At 70.4% G+C, this 17408-nt stretch carries 17 protein-coding genes; 9 read left to right on the top strand and 8 right to left on the bottom strand.

Annotation, left to right across the window (positions count from 1 at the left end; all coding sequences use genetic code 11):
- Window positions 1–70 precede the first annotated feature (70 nt).
- The 4 genes from JAO81_RS28480 (at window position 71) to dapE (ending at window position 4419) form a co-directional block, all read left to right on the top strand.
- Window positions 71–1864, top strand: a complete 1794-nt coding sequence (locus JAO81_RS28480) for a DEAD/DEAH box helicase (protein ID WP_199550826.1) — start codon at window positions 71–73, stop codon at window positions 1862–1864.
- 200 nt (window positions 1865–2064) lie between these two features.
- The gene (locus tag JAO81_RS28475; RefSeq protein WP_199550825.1) at window positions 2065–2235 is read left to right on the top strand and encodes a hypothetical protein; all 171 of its coding nucleotides are present in this window, start codon (window positions 2065–2067) and stop codon (window positions 2233–2235) included.
- 408 nt (window positions 2236–2643) lie between these two features.
- Window positions 2644–3285, top strand: a complete 642-nt coding sequence (locus JAO81_RS28470; RefSeq protein ID WP_165332228.1) for an IclR family transcriptional regulator — start codon at window positions 2644–2646, stop codon at window positions 3283–3285.
- Window positions 3286–3348: 63 nt separating this feature from the next.
- Window positions 3349–4419 carry a succinyl-diaminopimelate desuccinylase gene (gene dapE / locus JAO81_RS28465; protein ID WP_199550824.1) on the top strand — a complete coding sequence of 357 codons (1071 nt, stop codon included), beginning with the start codon at window positions 3349–3351 and terminating at the stop codon, window positions 4417–4419.
- A gap of 54 nt (window positions 4420–4473) precedes the next feature.
- Here dapE and JAO81_RS28460 read toward each other — a convergent pair whose 3' ends face one another.
- Window positions 4474–5166: an HAD-IA family hydrolase gene (locus tag JAO81_RS28460; RefSeq protein WP_307813805.1), complete on the bottom strand. Its 693-nt coding sequence runs from the start codon at window positions 5164–5166 to the stop codon at window positions 4474–4476.
- A 78-nt stretch (window positions 5167–5244) separates the two neighbouring features.
- Between JAO81_RS28460 and JAO81_RS28455 the strand changes: the two genes are divergently transcribed.
- The 3 genes from JAO81_RS28455 to JAO81_RS28445 are packed head-to-tail and all read left to right on the top strand — an operon-like array spanning window position 5245 to window position 7931.
- Window positions 5245–6009 (top strand): chorismate synthase, encoded by a 765-nt coding sequence (locus JAO81_RS28455; protein WP_199550823.1) that lies wholly within the window; start codon window positions 5245–5247, stop codon window positions 6007–6009.
- Window positions 6006–7115 carry an o-succinylbenzoate synthase gene (gene menC, locus JAO81_RS28450; RefSeq protein ID WP_199550822.1) on the top strand — a complete coding sequence of 370 codons (1110 nt, stop codon included), beginning with the start codon at window positions 6006–6008 and terminating at the stop codon, window positions 7113–7115. Before JAO81_RS28455 ends, menC begins: the two co-directional genes overlap by 4 nt.
- A 27-nt stretch (window positions 7116–7142) precedes the next feature.
- Window positions 7143–7931 carry a S16 family serine protease gene (locus tag JAO81_RS28445; RefSeq protein ID WP_307813803.1) on the top strand — a complete coding sequence of 263 codons (789 nt, stop codon included), beginning with the start codon at window positions 7143–7145 and terminating at the stop codon, window positions 7929–7931.
- Here the strand turns inward: JAO81_RS28445 and JAO81_RS28440 are convergent.
- The 7 genes from JAO81_RS28440 to JAO81_RS28410 all read right to left on the bottom strand — a co-directional run bounded on the left by JAO81_RS28440 (window position 7921) and on the right by JAO81_RS28410 (window position 13082).
- Window positions 7921–8103, bottom strand: a complete 183-nt coding sequence (locus JAO81_RS28440) for a hypothetical protein (protein WP_199550821.1) — start codon at window positions 8101–8103, stop codon at window positions 7921–7923. The two genes, JAO81_RS28445 and JAO81_RS28440, sit on opposite strands and share 11 nt — an antisense overlap.
- Window positions 8100–8711, bottom strand: coding sequence for a transcriptional regulator (locus JAO81_RS28435; protein WP_199550820.1), 612 nt, complete (start codon window positions 8709–8711; stop codon window positions 8100–8102). The genes JAO81_RS28440 and JAO81_RS28435 overlap by 4 nt, the downstream gene beginning before the upstream one ends.
- Window positions 8712–8775: 64 nt before the next feature.
- On the bottom strand, window positions 8776–9744 hold the full coding sequence (locus JAO81_RS28430; RefSeq protein ID WP_199550819.1) for a glycine betaine ABC transporter substrate-binding protein: 969 nt from the start codon (window positions 9742–9744) through the stop codon (window positions 8776–8778).
- Window positions 9741–10628 carry an ABC transporter permease gene (locus JAO81_RS28425; protein ID WP_199550818.1) on the bottom strand — a complete coding sequence of 296 codons (888 nt, stop codon included), beginning with the start codon at window positions 10626–10628 and terminating at the stop codon, window positions 9741–9743. Before JAO81_RS28425 ends, JAO81_RS28430 begins: the two co-directional genes overlap by 4 nt.
- Window positions 10625–11908, bottom strand: coding sequence for a betaine/proline/choline family ABC transporter ATP-binding protein (locus JAO81_RS28420; RefSeq protein WP_199550817.1), 1284 nt, complete (start codon window positions 11906–11908; stop codon window positions 10625–10627). Before JAO81_RS28420 ends, JAO81_RS28425 begins: the two co-directional genes overlap by 4 nt.
- The gene (locus JAO81_RS28415; RefSeq protein WP_199550816.1) at window positions 11901–12548 is read right to left on the bottom strand and encodes an ABC transporter permease; all 648 of its coding nucleotides are present in this window, start codon (window positions 12546–12548) and stop codon (window positions 11901–11903) included. Before JAO81_RS28415 ends, JAO81_RS28420 begins: the two co-directional genes overlap by 8 nt.
- Before the next feature lie 18 nt (window positions 12549–12566).
- Window positions 12567–13082: an Lrp/AsnC family transcriptional regulator gene (locus JAO81_RS28410; RefSeq protein WP_199550856.1), complete on the bottom strand. Its 516-nt coding sequence runs from the start codon at window positions 13080–13082 to the stop codon at window positions 12567–12569.
- Window positions 13083–13210: 128 nt separating this feature from the next.
- On the opposite strand from JAO81_RS28410, the gene hppD reads away from it, so the two are divergent.
- Both hppD and JAO81_RS42810 read left to right on the top strand, forming a co-directional pair.
- Window positions 13211–14356: a 4-hydroxyphenylpyruvate dioxygenase gene (gene hppD, locus JAO81_RS28405; RefSeq protein ID WP_199550815.1), complete on the top strand. Its 1146-nt coding sequence runs from the start codon at window positions 13211–13213 to the stop codon at window positions 14354–14356.
- Window positions 14357–16470: 2114 nt separating this feature from the next.
- On the top strand, window positions 16471–17408 hold a 938-nt coding region (locus JAO81_RS42810; protein ID WP_233416044.1), incomplete at its 3' end, for an FAD-binding oxidoreductase.

Raw genomic sequence — 17408 nt, 5'->3', positions numbered from 1 at the left:
AGCCGGCACCAGTCCGTCGTCGGCCCACTGACCGTCAGACCCACGCCGCCGACCTGCCGAACCGGAGACCGTGACTACCACCGCCACCAGCAGCTCGCACCACCTCTCACCTGCGTTCCCCGGACGTGCCCCCTGGGGTACGGCCAACAAGCTGCGCGCCTGGCAGCAAGGGGCCCTCGAGCGGTATGTGCAGGAGCAGCCGAGGGATTTCCTCGCCGTCGCCACCCCCGGCGCCGGCAAGACGACCTTCGCGCTGACCCTCGCCTCCTGGCTGCTGCACCACCATGTGGTGCAGCAAGTGACCGTGGTCGCACCGACCGAGCACCTGAAGAAGCAGTGGGCGGACGCCGCGGCCCGGATAGGGATCAAGCTGGACCCGGAGTACAGCGCGGGCCCGCTCAGCAAGGAGTACCACGGCGTCGCCGTGACCTACGCGGGCGTCGGCGTGCGGCCGATGCTGCACCGCAACCGCGTGGAGCAGCGCAAGACCCTGGTCATCCTCGACGAGATCCACCACGCCGGTGACTCCAAGTCCTGGGGCGAGGCCTGCCTCGAAGCCTTCGAGCCGGCCACCCGCCGGCTCGCGCTGACCGGCACCCCGTTCCGTTCGGACACCAACCCGATCCCCTTCGTCCAGTACGAAGAGGGCAGGGACGGCATCCGGCGCTCGTCCGCGGACTACACGTACGGCTACGGCAACGCACTCGCCGACAGCGTCGTGCGGCCCGTCATCTTCCTCTCGTACAGCGGCAATATGCGCTGGCGTACGAAGGCGGGCGACGAGATCGCGGCCCGGCTCGGCGAGCCGATGACCAAGGACGCCATCAGCCAGGCCTGGCGCACCGCGCTCGACCCGCGCGGCGACTGGATGCCCAACGTGCTGCGCGCCGCCGACCAGCGCCTCACCGAGGTCCGTAAGTCCATCCATGACGCGGGCGGTCTGGTGATCGCCGCCGATCAGGACTCGGCCCGTGCGTATGCGAAGTTGATCCGCGAGATCACCGGGACCAAGGCGACCGTCGTGCTCTCCGACGACGCGGGGGCCTCGAAGCGGATCGACGACTTCAGCGAGAGCACCGACCGCTGGATGGTCGCGGTCCGCATGGTGTCCGAGGGCGTCGACGTCCCGCGCCTCGCGGTCGGGGTGTACGCGACCACGATCTCCACGCCGCTGTTCTTCGCGCAGGCCGTCGGCCGTTTCGTACGGTCGCGGCGCCGCGGCGAGACCGCCTCGGTCTTCCTGCCCACCATCCCCGACCTGCTCGGCTTCGCCAACGAGATGGAGGTCGAGCGCGATCACGTGCTCGACAAGCCGAAGAAGGACGGCGAGGAGGACCCGTATGCGGAGTCCGAGGCCGAGATGGACGAGGCCAACAAGGAGCAGGACGAGGACACCGGCGAGCAGGACACGCTGCCGTTCGAGGCGCTGGAGTCCGACGCGGTCTTCGACCGGGTGATGTACAACGGCGCCGAGTTCGGCATGCAGGCCCACCCCGGCAGCGAGGAGGAGCAGGACTACCTCGGCATCCCCGGCCTCCTCGAACCCGACCAGGTCGAGCTGCTGCTGCAGAAGCGCCAGCAGCGGCAGATCGCGCACAGCCGCAAGAAGCCCGCCGAAGAGGCCGACCTGCTCGAAATGCCGGCCGAGCGTCGTCCGGTGGTCTCCCACAAGGAGATGCTCGAACTGCGCAAGCAGCTCAACACGATGGTCGGTGCGTACGTCCACCAGTCCGGCAAACCGCACGGCGTGATCCACACCGAGCTGCGCCGGACCTGTGGCGGTCCGCCGAGCGCGGAGGCCACGGCCGGTCAGTTGCGGCAGCGGATCGCCAAGGTGCAGGAGTGGGCGACCCGGATGAAGTGAGGGCTCGTCGCGCGCGGTGTGCGGTGCGTATGGCCTCATTCGGGACCTTCGTCGCCGCCCGGCCCGGGACCTTTGCTCCCGGGCCCGGGACTTCCGCTGCTCGATGGACCCTTATTTGATCATTATGTTGGTGTCGGGACCGGCCGGGCGAGCCGCGGCCGCCCGCCGACTCCGCCGTCCCTGCCGACCGAGGTCCTGCCATGAAGTACCGCCGCACCACGCTCGCCGCCTTGTGCGCCGTGGTCGTCGTGGCGGTGTTCCTGGTCTCGCCCCTGATGCCCGGGCTCTGGACCGTGGTGGGGGCTCTGCTCATCCTCGGTGTGGGTGCGGCGATGGTGGTCATCGGGCGGAAGCCCGGGGCGGGGGCCTGAGGGCCACGGGTTGCGGGTCAGGACTGCGGGGCGCGGGCTGCGGGTCAGGACCTGACGGGCGCGGCCTGCGGGTTACGGCCTGAGAGTCAAGGGCTTCACCGTCGCGGGACCTTCCCGGCAAACAGCCCGTAACTCTCTGCCCTTCGACGTCGAGTGCCCGGATTCTGGACGGAGTCTTCCGCTCAGCGGACCCGCTCGCTACTGTCCCGGCAACGCACACGCCCCGTGGCAGCGCCGCCGCGGAGCGCAGCCGGTGCGTGAGCTCGGCGGGGGAGTCAGGCCTTCCGTGGAGCTGATGACCGGCGGCCTCTGACGCGCGTCGCCGACGGGACCGGCGACGGGGTGACCGCTCATCGTGGACACCGCCGCGTACAAGGCCGTCGCCACTCACCTTAAGGAGAGGGCGTCGTGACCGCGGAGACCTCCCAGACGCTCGACCGGGGACTGCGTGTCCTCAAGCTGCTCGCCGACACGGACCACGGGCTGACCGTCACCGAACTGTCCACCAAGCTCGGGGTCAACCGCACCGTCGTCTACCGCCTCCTTGCCACGCTCGAACAACACGCGCTGGTACGCCGCGACTTGGGCGGCCGCGCCCGTGTCGGACTCGGCGTCCTGAGCCTCGGCCGCCAGGTGCACCCGCTGGTGCGCGAGGCCGCGCTGCCGGCGCTGCGCTCGCTGGCCGAAGACATAGGCGCCACCGCCCACTTGACGCTCGCCGACGGCACGGAGGCCCTCGCGGTCGCGGTCGTCGAGCCCACCTGGACGGACTACCACGTCGCGTACCGCACCGGTTTCCGTCATCCGCTGGACCGCGGCGCGGCCGGCAAGGCGATACTCGCCGCCCGCCAGGGACTCGTCGACGACCCCGGCTTCACCCTCACCCACGGCGAGTTGGAGGCCGGCGCGAGCGGCGCCGCTGCACCGCTGCTCGGGGTGACCGGCATAGAGGGCAGCGTCGGCGTGGTCATGCTGTCCGACTCGGTCCCTGAGCGGGTCGGGCCCCGCGTCCTGGACGCGGCCCGCGAGGTCGCGGACGCGCTCCGGTAGCGGGGCCGCCGTGTGATCTGCTGGGGGCACGCCCGCAAGGACCGACCCCCAGCAGGAGCAGCAGTGACGCCCGACCTTGATCTCACCGCCGATGTGGTCGCGCTGACCCGCGCGTTGGTGGACCTCCCCTCCGAGAGCGGCGCCGAGGGCCCGCTCGCCGACGCGGTCGAGTCGGCCCTGGCCGCGCTTGCGCATCTGACCGTCGAGCGGTTCGGCAACACGGTCGTGGCCCGTACCGCCCTCGGCCGTCCGGAGCGCGTGATCGTCGCCGGCCACCTGGACACCGTCCCCGCCGCGGACAATCTCCCCTCCCGCCTGGAGGGCGAACGGATCCACGGTCTGGGCGCCTGCGACATGAAGGGCGGCGTCGCCGTGGCCCTGCGCCTGGCGGCCGAACTGACCGCGCCCGCAAGGGACATCACGTACATCTTCTACGAGTGCGAGGAAGTCGAAGGCGACCGCAACGGTCTGGGCCGGCTCGCCCTCCACCGCCCCGACCTGCTCACCGCCGACTTCGCGCTCCTCATGGAGCCCTCCGACGCGGGCGTGGAGGCAGGCTGCCAGGGCTATCTCGAAGCCGACATCGTGGTCCGCGGCACCCGCGCCCACACCGCCCGCGCCTGGATGGGTGTCAACGCGGTCCACCGCTCGGCGGCGATCCTGCAGCGTCTGGCCGACCACGAGCCCGAGCGGGTGGTGATCGACGGCCTCGAGTACCGCGAGGGCCTCGGCGCCGTCGCCGTACGCGCAGGAGTCGCCGGCAATGTCGTCCCCGACGAGTGCGTGATCACGGTCAACGCCCGCTTCGCGCCGCACCGTTCACCGAAGGAGGCGGAGGAGTACGTACGGGGGCTCCTCCCGCCCTCGGCCTACGACGAGTTCCTCGTCACCGACGCCGCGCCTGGCGCTCTGCCGGGCCTTGCCCGCCCGGCGATCGCCTCCCTTGTCGCCTTCCTCGGCACGACACCGCGCCCCAAGCTGGGCTGGACGGACGTCGCCCGCTTCACCGAACTCGGCGTCCCCGCCCTGAACTTCGGCCCGGGCGACCCCACTCTGGCGCACACAGCAGGCGAGTTCGTCCCGGTGGCACAGCTGCGGGCGTGCGAACGGCAGCTGGGGGAGTGGGTGCGATGAGGTGCCGCGTGGGGTGCGCCGGGCGGGGTCCAGGGGGGGGGCGGGCCGCCGGCGTCAGAACAGGTCCAGGAGCTCGGTCAGCGAGCCGATGGAAGGGACCCCGACCGCCGCCACACCCGCCGCGACCTCGGGCCGGCACACCGCGCGCCCTGCGTAGCCCAGAGCGATCGCCGCCGCGACCAGCTCCGGATCGTCGTCCACGAACAGGCACTGCGCGGGTGCGAGCCCGAGCGCGTCGCTCGCGTGGCGGTACATCCGCGGGTCCGGCTTGTTGCAGCCGAGCACCGCCGAGATCGCATACGCCTCGAAGTACCCGCCCAGACCGAGCCGGTCGTGCAGTGCGGGGAGCTCGGGCCAGGCATCCGACACCACTGCCATCCGCACCCCGCGGCGCCCCAGCTCGCCAAGGGTGGGCAGGGCGTCTGGAAAGGGCTCCAGGACCGTGGCGGGGTCGACTTCACGGCTGAGTTCCGCGAGCAGTCCGGGTGTCGCCTCGATGCCGAGCCGGCCGAGCAGGATCCGGTGGTAGTCGTCGTACGGGGGTGTGCCGGTCGCCGCGTCCAGGAACCGGTCACCGGCCGCGACGGCCTCGGCGAACTGCTCGTCTGTGATCCCGGGGGAGTGGGCCAGAACCGTCGGCTCGAAGTCGGCGCGCGGGTTCCAGCGGCCACCCAGGGGCTGCACCAGTACGCCACCGGAGTCGAACAACACCGCCTGTACACCGGTCAGTCGGGAGGCTGAAGGCACCGGGTCAGTCTGGCGTCGAGGCCACAAAGGCTCAAGGGCGCAGGGGCGGCCGGTCGTGCTCGACGGCACAATCGGGATATGACCGTCACCGTCCGTACCGTGCACGACGTGGCCGGGATCGCCGCTGTCGCCGACTTCTTCTGCGATGTGTGGCGGACGCCGCGCAGCGTGCCGCCCTATCCGGCCGAGGTGCTGCACAGCCTGGAGCACGCCGGCGGCGCCGTGCACGCCGCGTACGACACGGGCGGTGAGCTGCTCGGGGCGGCCGTCGCCGTGTTCGGGGAGCCGGGCACGCGGGACTGCTACTCGTTCGTGGCCGCGGCGCGTACCAGTGACCGCGGAGTCGGGCTCGTCGTGAAGCGGGCGCAGCGGGACTGGGCGGTGCAGCGCGGGGCGCGCACCATGCGGTGGACGTTCGACCCGCTGGTCGGACGCAACGCCCGCTTCAATCTGGTCAAGCTCGGCGGCACAGGCACCGAATACCTCGTCGACTTCTACGGGCCGATGGCCGACGGTCTGAACGACGGCGACGAGAGCGACCGGCTCACCGTCACCTGGGACCTGACCCGCTCCGACGCGGAGGCCCCCGAGCCCGCGAGCCCCACCGGCGAGGTCCTCGCCACCGCCCCCGACGGCGACCCGCTCGCGAGATACGACGGCACCGGCACCCTCTGGTGCCGCGTTCCGGACGACATCGTGAAGCTGCGCGCCGCCGATCCGGAGCTCGGACTGCGCTGGCGGCACGCGGTACGGGAGGTCTTCACCGAGGCCTTCGCCGAGGGGTACGCCGCCACCTCGATGTCCCGCGACGGCTGGTACACCCTGGAAAGGACACGGGCGTGAAGCTCGAACGCGTCGAACTCCACCACGTGGCCATCCCGCTGGTCACCCCTTTCCGTACGTCCTTCGGGACGATGGCGGCGAAGGACACCTTCCTGCTGCGGGTGGTCACGGACGAGGCCGAGGGCTGGTCGGAGTTCGCGGCCGATCCGGCGCCCGACTACTGCTCGGAGTTCCTGGCCGGCGCCGAGATCGTCATCCGGGACTTCCTGCTGCCGAGGATCGCCGAGCTCCCTGTTCCCGCCGTCGCGGCCCTCGCTCCCGTGATGGCGAAGGTCAAGGGCCACGAGCTGGCCAAGGCCGCGGTCGAGACGGCCTTCCTCGACGCCGAGCTGCGGGCGTACGGGATGTCGCTCGCCACCTTCCTCGGTGCCGTGCGCGAGCGGGTGCCCGCCGGGGTCTCGGTCGGCATCAAGGACTCCGTGCCCGCGCTGCTCGACGATGTCGAGGGCTATCTCGCGGAGGGCTACGTACGCATCAAGCTGAAGATCGAGCCCGGCTGGGACGTCGAGCCCGTACGGGCCGTGCGCGAGCGTTTCGGCGACGCGCTGCCGCTGCAGGTCGACGCCAACACGGCGTACACCCTGGCCGACGCCGAGCAGCTGCGGAAGCTGGACGCGTTCGGGCTGCTGCTCATCGAGGAACCCCTGGACGAGAACAACCCGCACGCGCACGCCCTGCTGCAGCAGCGCATCACCACCCCTGTCTGCCTGGACGAGTCCCTGCACAACGCCCGCGACACGGCCTCCGCCATCGCCATGGACGCCTGCCGCGTGGTCAATGTGAAGCCGGCCCGGGTCGGCGGCTACCTGGAGGCCCGCCGTCTCCACGACGTCGCCGCCGCGCACGGGGTGCCGGCGTGGGTGGGCGGCATGCTGGAGACCGGGATCGGCCGCGCGCCCAACCTGGCCCTTGCCGCCCTGCCGGGCTTCACGCTGCCCGGCGACACCTCGGCGTCGAGCCGCTACTTCGCCGAGGACCTCACCGAACCGTTCGTCCTCGACGACGGCCATCTGCCCGTGCCCACCGGCCCCGGCATCGGGACCGCCCCGCTGCCGGACGCCCTGAGGCGCTTCACCGTCGCCCGGCGCGACCTGTACGCCGGGTGACCGGGCCGCCCACGTTAGATTGACCCCGTGCTCACTCGCCTCAGCCGCCGCACGGCCCTCGCCCTCAGCGCCGTCCCCGTCGCCGCGCTGCTCGCCGTCGCCGGACTCGCCCCGCTCCCGTTCACCGTGGCGCAGCCCGGCGGGACCTCGGACGTGCTCGGCGAGCACGACGGCAAGCCCGTGATCACCATCGAGGGCGCGCCGACCCGCGAGACGGACGGCGAGCTGCGGATGACCACGATCCTCGCCACCGGCCCGGACGCCGACGTCGACTTCGGGGACGTGGTCGACGGCTGGTTCCGCACCGACCGCGCGGTGATGCCGCGCGACGCGGTCTATCCGAGCGGCGGCAGCGTCAAGGAGATCGAGGAGCACAATGTCGCCGAGATGCGGAAGTCGCAGAACTCCGCGGTCGAGGCGGCCCTGAACTACCTGGACAAGGACCCCGACGACGTCAAGGTCGACCTCGAACTCGCCGGCATCGGGGGCCCGAGCGCGGGCCTGCTCTTCTCCCTCGGCATCGTCGACAAGCTCGACGGCAACGGCGCTGGCGGCGATCTGACCGGCGGCCGCTCCATCGCCGGTACGGGCACGATCGACGCGGACGGCAAGGTGGGCCCGGTCGGCGGGGTGTCGCTCAAGACCCAGGCGGCCAAGCGTGACGGCGCCACGGTCTTCCTCGTCCCGAAGGCCGAGTGCTCGGACGCTCGGGCCGAGCTGCCGAAGGGGCTCCGGCTGATTCCGGTCACGACCCTGGAGCAGACGGTGGAGGCGCTCAGGGCCCTGGACAAGGGCGGGGACGTTCCTAGCTGCTGAACGCGGGGGCGGGGCGCGCCGGGGTGGCGAGCCGCAACCCTACGTGGACGAGGGTCCAGCCGAGGCGGACCCGCAGTCCGGACGGGTCCTCGGTGGGCTTCAACTCCCTGGTGCTGTGCGGGAGTTCGTTGGTGCGCTGCTGGTGTACGTAGAGGTGCGCTTCGGGTATCACTTCGAGTCCTCCTCGTCGGTACGGGGAAACGCGTGCAGCTGCACGCGGAACGCTCGCTCGCCCGGCCCCCGTTCGCCCGGCATGTCGCGCTTGTAGCTCTCGATCACTTCCATCAGCCGTTCACTCAGCTCGCGCGCCTGATCGGGCGTGAGGCTGAGCCGCCAGCCGCTCATGTCGGCCGCGTCGCGCCATTCCTCGGGGAGTTGGTACCGCGTGCCCAGAAACGTGTTGAGTTCCGAGGTGTGCTGGTCGGCCATCATGTGCAGCATCGACTCGACCGCTCCGCGCACCGTGGGGTCCGGGTCGTGGATCAGCTCGGACGTCATCCGTGTCCCGACGTGCACCGCTTTCCACCAGCGCTCCCGTCCCTTCCCGTGCTCCGGGGCGTCCTCCACGAACCCGTGCGCGGCGAGCTGCCGCAGGTGATAGCTGGTCGCCCCGCTCGACTCGCCCAGCCGGTTGGCCAGTTGGGACGCGGTTGCCGGACCGAAGCGGCGTAGAAAATCGAGCAACTGCATCCGCAGCGGATGCGCGAGCCCCCGCAGGGACCGCGGGTCCAGATCGCGTATGGCGGGGTCGTTCTTCGGATGCTTCTCCGGCTCGGCCATGCCCTCACCGTAGCGATGCAAAGACTTGGTTGCAAGCATTTCTTTGCAACTACTTCTTTGGAACTCAGCTCTTCGTGACAAACCCCTCCGAAACCAACCAATCCAACGCCACTTGATGCGGATCCTGCCCGTCCACATCCACCTTGGCGTTCAGATCCTGCGCCACCGAGTTCGTCAGCTTCTTCGTGATCGGGTCGAGGATGCCGGCGATCTCGGGGTGTTCCTTCATCGTCTCGGCGTTCATCATCGGCGCCGCGTTGTACGACGGGAAGAAGTGCTTGTCGTCCTCCATCACGACCAGATCCATCGCCTTGATCCGGCCATCCGTCGTGAACACGAGCCCGAACGTGCAAGCCGAACCGCCCGACACCTGCGTGTAGACGATCCCGGAGTCCATCGCCTGCACCTGGGACGGCGGGATCTTCATGCCGTACGCCTTCTCCATGCCGGGCAGCCCGTCGTCGCGCGAGGCGAACTCCTGGTTGACGCAGAGCGTCACCGCCGACGGGTCGGACTTCGAGAGCGCGGCGACGTCGGAGAGCGTCTTGGTGCCGTACTTCTTCTCGTTGGCCTGGTTCACGGCGAGTGCGTATGTGTTGTTGAGCTCGGCGGGCGGCAGCCAGTCGATGCCGTTCTTGACGTCCGCGTCGTGCAGCGCCTGCCACTGCGCCTGCGCGCCGACGACCGGTTCCGTGTTCCCGAGATACGTGATCCAGCCCGTGCCCGTGTACTCGTACATCCCGTCCGCGTCACCGGACTTGACCGCCTCACGGGCGCCGATGGACCCCTGGATGCCGGTGCGGTCGAGCACGTCGGCGCCGGCTGCCTTGAGGGCGATGCCCATGATCTGGCCGAGGACCAGCTGTTCGGTGAACTCCTTGGAGGTGACCGTGAGATCGACCCCGTCGAGCGGTGTGCCCTTGCCGATCGACCCCGGCGCGACATCCGCCACCAGCGGGCTGCCGCTGTGCAGCCCGCAGCCGGCCGCGAGCAGCGCCAGCGCCGCGCACACCCCGTAGAGCCGCCGCTTCATGAGCGCACCTCCAGGCCGCGCGGCCTGAGCATGATCTCCGCGAGCGAGGCCAGCCAGTCCACCAGGAGCGCGAGCGCGACCGTGAGGATCGAGCCGAGGACCAGGACCGGCATGCGCTGGGTCGTGATACCGGTCGAGATCAGGTCGCCGAGCCCGCCACCGCCGCCGAAGGTCGCGAGCGTCGCGGTGCCCACGTTCAGGACCAGCGCCGTCCGTACGCCCGCGAGGATCAGCGGTACGGCCAGGGGGAGTTCGACCTTGCCGAGGACCCCGAGCGGGGACATCCCGATCCCGCGCGCGGCTTCGAGGAGCGTCGGGTCGTTGGCCTTCAGGCCCGCGATGGTGTTGGAGAGCACCGGAAGGACCGCGTAGATCACCATGCCGACCAGGGCGGCCTTCATACCGATGCCCATCCAGATGACGAGCAGCGCGAGCAGACCGATCGCGGGGGTCGCCTGGCCGATGTTGGCAAGCGCCATCGCGAACGGGGCCGCGGGGCGCAGCCGCTTGCGCGTCAGCAGAATCCCCAGCGGGATGGCGATGAGCAGCACGAAGAACGTGGAGATCACGGTGAGTTCGATGTGCTGCTTCAGACGCACCCAGACGTTGCCGTCCGCGAGCGCGTTCCGGGAGATGGAGTCGAGGTCGGCGTTGCGGAACCACAGCCAGGTGATCCCCAGCACCACGAGCAGCGTCACCGGCAGGAAGGTCAGCTTCTGCCAGGTCAGGCGGCGCGGCTCACGGGTGGCGGAGACGACCGGGGTCGCCTCCGGTTCGCCGTCGCCGGTGTCACGGAAGGTGTGGCCCTTGACCTCGTGCTCCCCGTCGGGGCGGCGCGGTTCGGTCGGATGGGGGCTGAGTGGTGGCTCCTGCGGTGGCGTCACGACTCCTCCTCCCGGAACCCGGCCCCCTCGCCCTCCTGCGCACGATGGGTCTGCTCGGCACGCTGGTCCTGGAGGTCGTGCTGGTGCTCGATGGCGTCGAGCCGGTCCTGTTCGAGGAGTTCGTGCACGGAGTTCATCAGCGTCTCCATGTCCACGACGCCCGTGTACTCGCCGCGCCGCCCGGTCACCGCGACCCGTCCCGCGCTCTCGGTGAGCACGGCCTCCAGGGCGTCGCGCAGGGTGGCGTCACGCGTCACCGTGTCGTGCACGAGCGCGCCCGCACGGGCCAGCGAACCGCGCGCCCGCATCAAGTCGCCGCGCCTGAGCCACTTGTAGGGCCGGCCGCGCTTGTCGAGAAGCAGCAGCTCGTTGGTCGTGCCGTCGCGCAGCTTGTTGAAGATCTCCTGCAGCGGGTCGTCCACGGTCACGGTCGGGTAGTCGCGGATCTCCACATCCCGTACGCGGGTGAGATTGAGCCGCTTCAGGGCCGCGCCCGCGCCCACGAAACCGGACACGAAGTCATCGGCGGGATTCGTCAGAATCGCTTCCGGGGTGTCGAACTGCGCGATGTGCGAGCGCTCGCGCAGGACCGCGATCCGGTCGCCCAGCTTGATGGCCTCGTCGAAGTCGTGCGTGACGAAGACGATCGTCTTGTGCAGCTCGTGCTGCAGCCGGATCAGCTCGTCCTGGAGGTGGTCACGGGTGATCGGGTCGACCGCGCCGAACGGCTCGTCCATCAGGAGTACGGGCGGATCGGCCGCCAACGCCCGTGCCACACCGACGCGTTGCTGCTGGCCGCCGGAGAGCTGGCGCGGATAGCGCCCGTGGAACTCCGCCGGATCCAGACCCACCAGATCGAGCATCTCCTCGACCCGGTCCTTGATCTTGGGCTTGGACCAGCCGATCATCTTCGGCACCAGAGCGATGTTCTGCGCGACGGTCATGTGCGGGAAGAGCCCGGAGGACTGGATCGCATAGCCGACCTTCCGGCGCAGCTTCACCGGGTCCATGTCCGTGACGTCCTCGCCGTCGATCCGGATCCGGCCGCCGGTCGGTTCGATCAGGCGGTTGATCATCTTCAGGGTCGTGGACTTCCCGCAGCCCGAAGGCCCTACGAAGATGACCAGTTCACCGGCCTTGATCTCCATGTTCACGGCGTCCACCGCGGGCTCCGAGCTGCCCGGGTAGCGCTTGGTGAGGTTCTCCAGCTCGATCGTCGCGCCGGTGGTCTGCTTGACGGCGCTCGCAGCGGCGGCCTCGGTCGTGGTCGTCTCAGACACGGATACCCCTAGAGATGGTCAGCCGTCCGATCAGTACGTAGGCGGCGTCGAAGAGCAGCGCGAGGACGACGATCCCGAGCGTGCCGGCGAGTACCTGGTTGAGTGCGTTCTTGCTGCCGAGGGAGCCGATCCCGCGGAAGATCTCATTGCCGAGCCCGGGGCCCGAGGCATACGCGGCGATCGCGGCGATGCCCATCAGCATCTGCGTGGAGACCCGGATACCGGTCAGGATCGGCGGCCACGCGAGCGGCAGCTCGACCTTGAAGAGCCGGGCCGTACGCGACATCCCGATGCCCTTGGCCGCGTCCACCAGGGCCGGATCGACCCCGCGCAGACCGACGATCGAGTTCCGCACGATGGGAAGGAGTCCGTAGAGGGTCAGTGCGATCACCGTCGGCGGCACACCCAGGCCCACGATCGGGATCAGCAGACCGATCATGGCCAGGGAGGGGACGGTCAGGATCGTCGAGGTCGTGAGCGTGGCGAGATTGCCCGCCCATTCGCTGCGGTACGTGACGACGCCGATCAGGATGCCGAGGAGCGTGGCGATCACCATGCACTGGAAGACCGCGCTGGCGTGCTGGAACGCATCCGCCAGCAACTGCTCGTGCCGGCTGCCGAGGTAATCCCAGAAGTTCACGCCTGCTCGCCTCTCGGATCAGGGGCCGTTGTCCTCCCAGGCCGCCGCCTGCTCCACCAACGGGATGATCCGCAGCGGAACGGGATTTTCCATGACGATCGCCGTGGAGGCCCGGACGATGCCATCAAAACCCACAACCCGGTCGATCACACGTTGAAGGTCCGCGTTGGAGCGGGCCACCAGGCGGCACAGCATGTCCCCGTGACCGGTGGTGGTGTGCAGCTCCAGGACCTCCGGAACGGTCGCCAGATGCGCCCGTACCTCCGTGCCCTGGCCCTGTTTGATCTCCAGCGTCGCGAAGGCCGTCACCGGGTAGCCGAGCGCCGCCGGGTCCACATCGGGACCGAAGCCCCGGATGACTCCATTCGACTGAAGCCGGTCCATCCGCGCCTGCACCGTCCCGCGCGCGACCCCCAGCCGCCGCGAGGCCTCCAGGACGCCGATCCGGGGTTCACGGGCGAGCAGCACGATGAGGCGGCCGTCGAGCTGGTCGATGCCGGAGGAGCCGGGCGGGGACGACGAGGGCGGGGGCATGGCGGGGGTCACACTCCGACTGGTCATCGTGTACAGATCGTCCGGCCATCCTGGCGTACGACTGTGCAGAATGCCCAGCCAATTCACCAACTATTGCGCACCTTGCGGCCCGGAGAGACCCTACGGCCATGACTGAGACTCTCGACCACACCCCCGACACCACCCGGCAGGCCGACCCCTTCCCGGTGAAGGGAATGGACGCGGTCGTCTTCGCCGTGGGCAACGCCAAGCAGGCCGCGCACTACTACTCGACCGCCTTCGGCATGCAGCTGGTCGCGTACTCCGGACCGGAGAACGGCAGCCGCGAGACCGCCAGTTACGTGCTCAAGAACGGCTCGGCCCGTTTCGTCTTCACCTCCGTCATCAAGGCCTCCACCGACTGGGGCCGCTTCCTCGAGGCCCATGTCGCCGAGCACGGCGACGGCGTGATCGACCTCGCCATCGAGGTCCCGGACGCGCGCGCCGCCTACGCGTACGCGATCGAGCACGGTGCCCGCGGGATCGACGAGCCGTACGAGACGAAGGACGAGCAGGGCGTCGTCGTGCGCGCCGCGATCGCCACGTACGGCAAGACCCGTCACACGCTGGTCGAGCGCAAGGACTACACCGGCCCGTACCTGCCCGGCTTCGTGGCTGCCGATCCGATGGTCGAGCCGCCGGCCAAGCGCACGTTCCAGGCCATCGACCACTGCGTCGGCAACGTCGAACTCGGCAAGATGAACGAGTGGGTGGCCTTCTACAACAAGGTCATGGGCTTCACGAACATGAAGGAGTTCGTGGGCGACGACATCGCCACCGAGTACTCCGCGCTCATGTCCAAGGTCGTCGCGGACGGCACGCTCAAGGTCAAGTTCCCGATCAACGAGCCCGCGATCGCGAAGAAGAAGTCGCAGATCGACGAGTACCTGGAGTTCTACGGCGGCGCCGGCGTCCAGCACATCGCGCTCGCCACGAACGACATCGTCGCCACGGTCCGTTCCATGCGCGCGAACGGTGTCCGGTTCCTCGACACCCCGGACTCGTACTACGACACCCTCGGCGAGTGGGCGGGCGAGACCCGCGTCCCCGTCGAGACCCTGCGCGAGCTGAAGATCCTCGTCGACCGCGACGAGGACGGCTATCTGCTGCAGATCTTCACCAAGCCGGTCCAGGACCGCCCGACCGTCTTCTTCGAGATGATCGAGCGCCATGGCTCGATGGGCTTCGGCAAGGGCAACTTCAAGGCCCTGTTCGAGGCGATCGAGCGTGAGCAGGAGAAGCGCGGCAACCTGTAACCACGGGCGGGGGCGGGACCTTTCGAGGTCCCGCCCCCTTTCGTGTCCGGCTACGGCTACGGCTGCGGCTACGGCTTCGGCTCCGGCTTCAGCGAGCGGTGCGCTTGGGCGCCGGCTTCGTACCGCCGCCGCTGCCACTTCCGCTACCGCTACCGCTGCCACTTCCGCTGCCGCCACTGCTCTGCTTGCGCGGCGTCGTACGCTGCGGCGCCTGCTCCTGCGTCCGCGGGGTCTGCTTCTTGTACGTGGAGGAGCCCGAGCCCTTGCGCGAGGAACTGAGGACCCCCCGCCCTGCTGAGGGGCCTGGGGCCCACGGCGCCCCGGGGGCGCGACCTGCTGACGCGACCCGGACGGACGGCCGGGGCCCGGCGGCTGCGGCTTCTCGCCGGTGACGTTCACCGGTCCGCCCGGCGGCGGCTCGCCCAGCGCGTCCAGGGCCTCCTGCGCGGCCGGCGCGTGCACCCGCGAGAAGTGCGGATTGACCTTCAGGGCCTCCGTGAGGAAACGCCGCGCCGCCCCGTACTCACCGACGGCCCGCTCGATCTGCCCCCGGTGATAGGCGAACAGCGCGCTGCGCGGAGCGTCCTTGTCCATGGCGCGCTTCACGTACGCCAGCGCCTGCTTGCTGTCCCCGGCCCGGTAGTGCGCCCAGCCCAGCGCGTCCGTGACCTGCCGCCCCGGATGCCGCCTGAACTCCGCGGTCAGCCGCTGGACCGCCGCGTCCGCGTCCCCGTGGTCCGCCTCGAAGAGACCGAGGACCAGCTGATCCGCACCAGGATCCGCCAACTGCCGCCGTACGGCGTCGTACTGGGCGTTCGCCGCGGCGTCGAGCCCGATCGACTCGTACAGCTCGCCCAGCTCCACCGCGTACTGCGGCAGGGGCAGCTTGCGCAGCACGTCCTGGTAGGTCGACAGGGCGTCCGAGGTCCGCCCGAGCGCCGCGAGCGCACGCGCCCTGCCGCCGATGGAGGGGTAGTGCTCGGGGTCGGTGCGCAGCGCCGTCTCGAACCAGCGCAGCGACTCCGCCGCCTCACCGCGCTCCCACGCGAGCTCGCCCACGCTGTGCTGATAGGCGGCCTGTTCGGCGGGGGCGTCCGCGAGCGCGGCGGCGTCCACGATCGCCGCGGCCGCGTTCTCGCGCCAGCCGCGGTCCCCGTAGATCTCGGCGGAACGCGCCATGATCGCCGCGTTGTTGTGCAGCTCCTGGAGCTTCTCCAGGGCCTTGTCGGCCGCCTTGTAGTCGCCGAGACGGTCATACGTGTCGATCAGCACGGGGTAGAGGTTCCAGCGCCCCGGCTTCTGCATCACCGCCAGCTCGCCCCACTTCTTCGCGGCCCGGTAGTCGTGCCGGGCGTTCGCCAGGGCGGCCATCCCGGCCAGCGCCTCGATGTTGCCCTGGTCGGCGGGGCGCGCGGCCAGCGAACGGTTCAGCGCCTGCTCGGCCTGCGTGTAGAGCCCGCGGTCGGCGGTCCGCTTCCCGTGCTCGACGTAGGCGCCGCCGAGCACCGCCCAGGACTCCTCGTCCCCGGGGTGCTTCGCCAGGTGGGCCTCGCGGTCGGCGATCAGCGCACCGAGATCGGTCAGCGAGGCCGGCGCCCCCGCGCCCACCGCCTGCATCGCCCGGCCGACGGGGCCGGGCACGGGCTCGGGGCCGTGGTCCACGACGAGCGGGAGCGCGAACACGGTGCAGGACAGGACGACCGAGCCGACGACCGACGTGATCAGGGTCCGGCGCAGGGCATGGGCGCTGTCGCGCCGGGGCGGGGTGCGGCGGCCTCCCGCGGTGACCGGCTCCCCGGTGACCGGCTCCGAGGTGAACGGCTCCGAGGGCCCGGGCCCGGCCGCCTCGGGCCCGGCCCACGCGCCGAGCGGCCTCGCGTCCGGCGTGGGCCACCGGTCCTCGGGCTCCCGCTGCGTCCCGGCTCCCGTGGTCCGTTCCGTTCCCTGTCCCGTCCCCTGCCCGAACGGCGGCGGCCAATCGGAGCCCGGAGCCTCACGTTCCTGTTCGTTCGCCATGGCGCAACTGTGCGCCCATATGAAGAGCACACGGATGTACGGCAAGCGGTTGAGCGGACGGGTTCACACCGATGGCCCCGAGTGCCAGTCTGGGGATCATGACCGCCGCACCCGAGCTTCTCCAGCGCTTGCAGGACGTACTCCCCGCCGAGGCGATCCTCACCGACCCCGATGTCACCGCCTCGTACGCGCATGACATGGCGAGCTTCTGCGAGGCCGGCGCACCCGCGGTGGTGGTGCTTCCGCGCACCGTCGAAGAGGTGCAGCACATCATGCTCACGGCGACCGCGCTACGGGTGCCGGTCGTCCCGCAGGGCGCGCGCACCGGGCTCTCGGGCGCGGCGAACGCGAGCGACGGCTGCATCGTGCTCTCGCTGGTGAAGATGGACCGGATCCTCGAGATCAACCCCGTGGACCGTATCGCCGTGGTCGAACCCGGCGTCATCAACGCCGTGCTGTCCCGCGCGGTGGGGGAGCGGGGCCTGTACTACCCGCCGGATCCGTCCAGTTGGGAGATGTGCACGATCGGCGGCAACATCGGCACGGCCTCCGGCGGTCTGTGCTGTGTGAAGTACGGGGTCACCGCCGAGTACGTGCTCGGCCTCGACGTCGTCCTCGCCGACGGCCGGCTGCTCACCACGGGCCGCCGTACCGCGAAGGGTGTCGCGGGCTACGACCTCACGCGGCTCTTCGTCGGCTCCGAGGGCAGCCTGGGCATCGTGGTCCGCGCGGTGCTCGCGCTCAGGCCGCAGCCGCCCCGACAGCTGGTCCTCGCGGCGGAGTTCGCGTCCACCGCGGCCGCCTGTGACGCCGTATGCAGGATCATGGAAGGCGGTCATGTGCCGTCGCTGCTGGAACTCATGGACCGTACGACGGTACGCGCCGTCAACGACATGGCGCAGATGGGTCTGCCCGAGACCACCGAGGCGCTGCTTCTCGCCGCCTTCGACACCCCGGACCCGGCCCCCGCTCCCGCGGGCGGGGGGGGGGGGGGGGGGGGGGGGGGGGGCACCCCAGGGGGGGCCGGCGGGGGACA

This window comes from Streptomyces sp. N35, assembly GCF_016464295.1.
GTDB lineage: Bacteria > Actinomycetota > Actinomycetes > Streptomycetales > Streptomycetaceae > Streptomyces.
The sequence above is the reverse complement of the archived record's forward strand: the minus strand, read 5'-3'. Positions and strand labels throughout refer to the sequence as shown.

Excerpts from the sequence above, each read along its gene's own strand:
- JAO81_RS28410 (WP_199550856.1), bottom strand. The coding sequence starts at position 13,082 with ATGCCCCCGCCCTCGTCGTCCCCGCCCGGCTCCTCCGGCATCGACCAG.
- hppD (WP_199550815.1), top strand. The coding sequence starts at position 13,211 with ATGACTGAGACTCTCGACCACACCCCCGACACCACCCGGCAGGCCGAC.
- JAO81_RS28435 (WP_199550820.1), bottom strand. The coding sequence starts at position 8,711 with ATGGCCGAGCCGGAGAAGCATCCGAAGAACGACCCCGCCATACGCGAT.
- JAO81_RS28455 (WP_199550823.1), top strand. The coding sequence starts at position 5,245 with ATGACCGTCACCGTCCGTACCGTGCACGACGTGGCCGGGATCGCCGCT.
- JAO81_RS28430 (WP_199550819.1), bottom strand. The coding sequence starts at position 9,744 with ATGAAGCGGCGGCTCTACGGGGTGTGCGCGGCGCTGGCGCTGCTCGCG.
- JAO81_RS28475 (WP_199550825.1), top strand. The coding sequence starts at position 2,065 with ATGAAGTACCGCCGCACCACGCTCGCCGCCTTGTGCGCCGTGGTCGTC.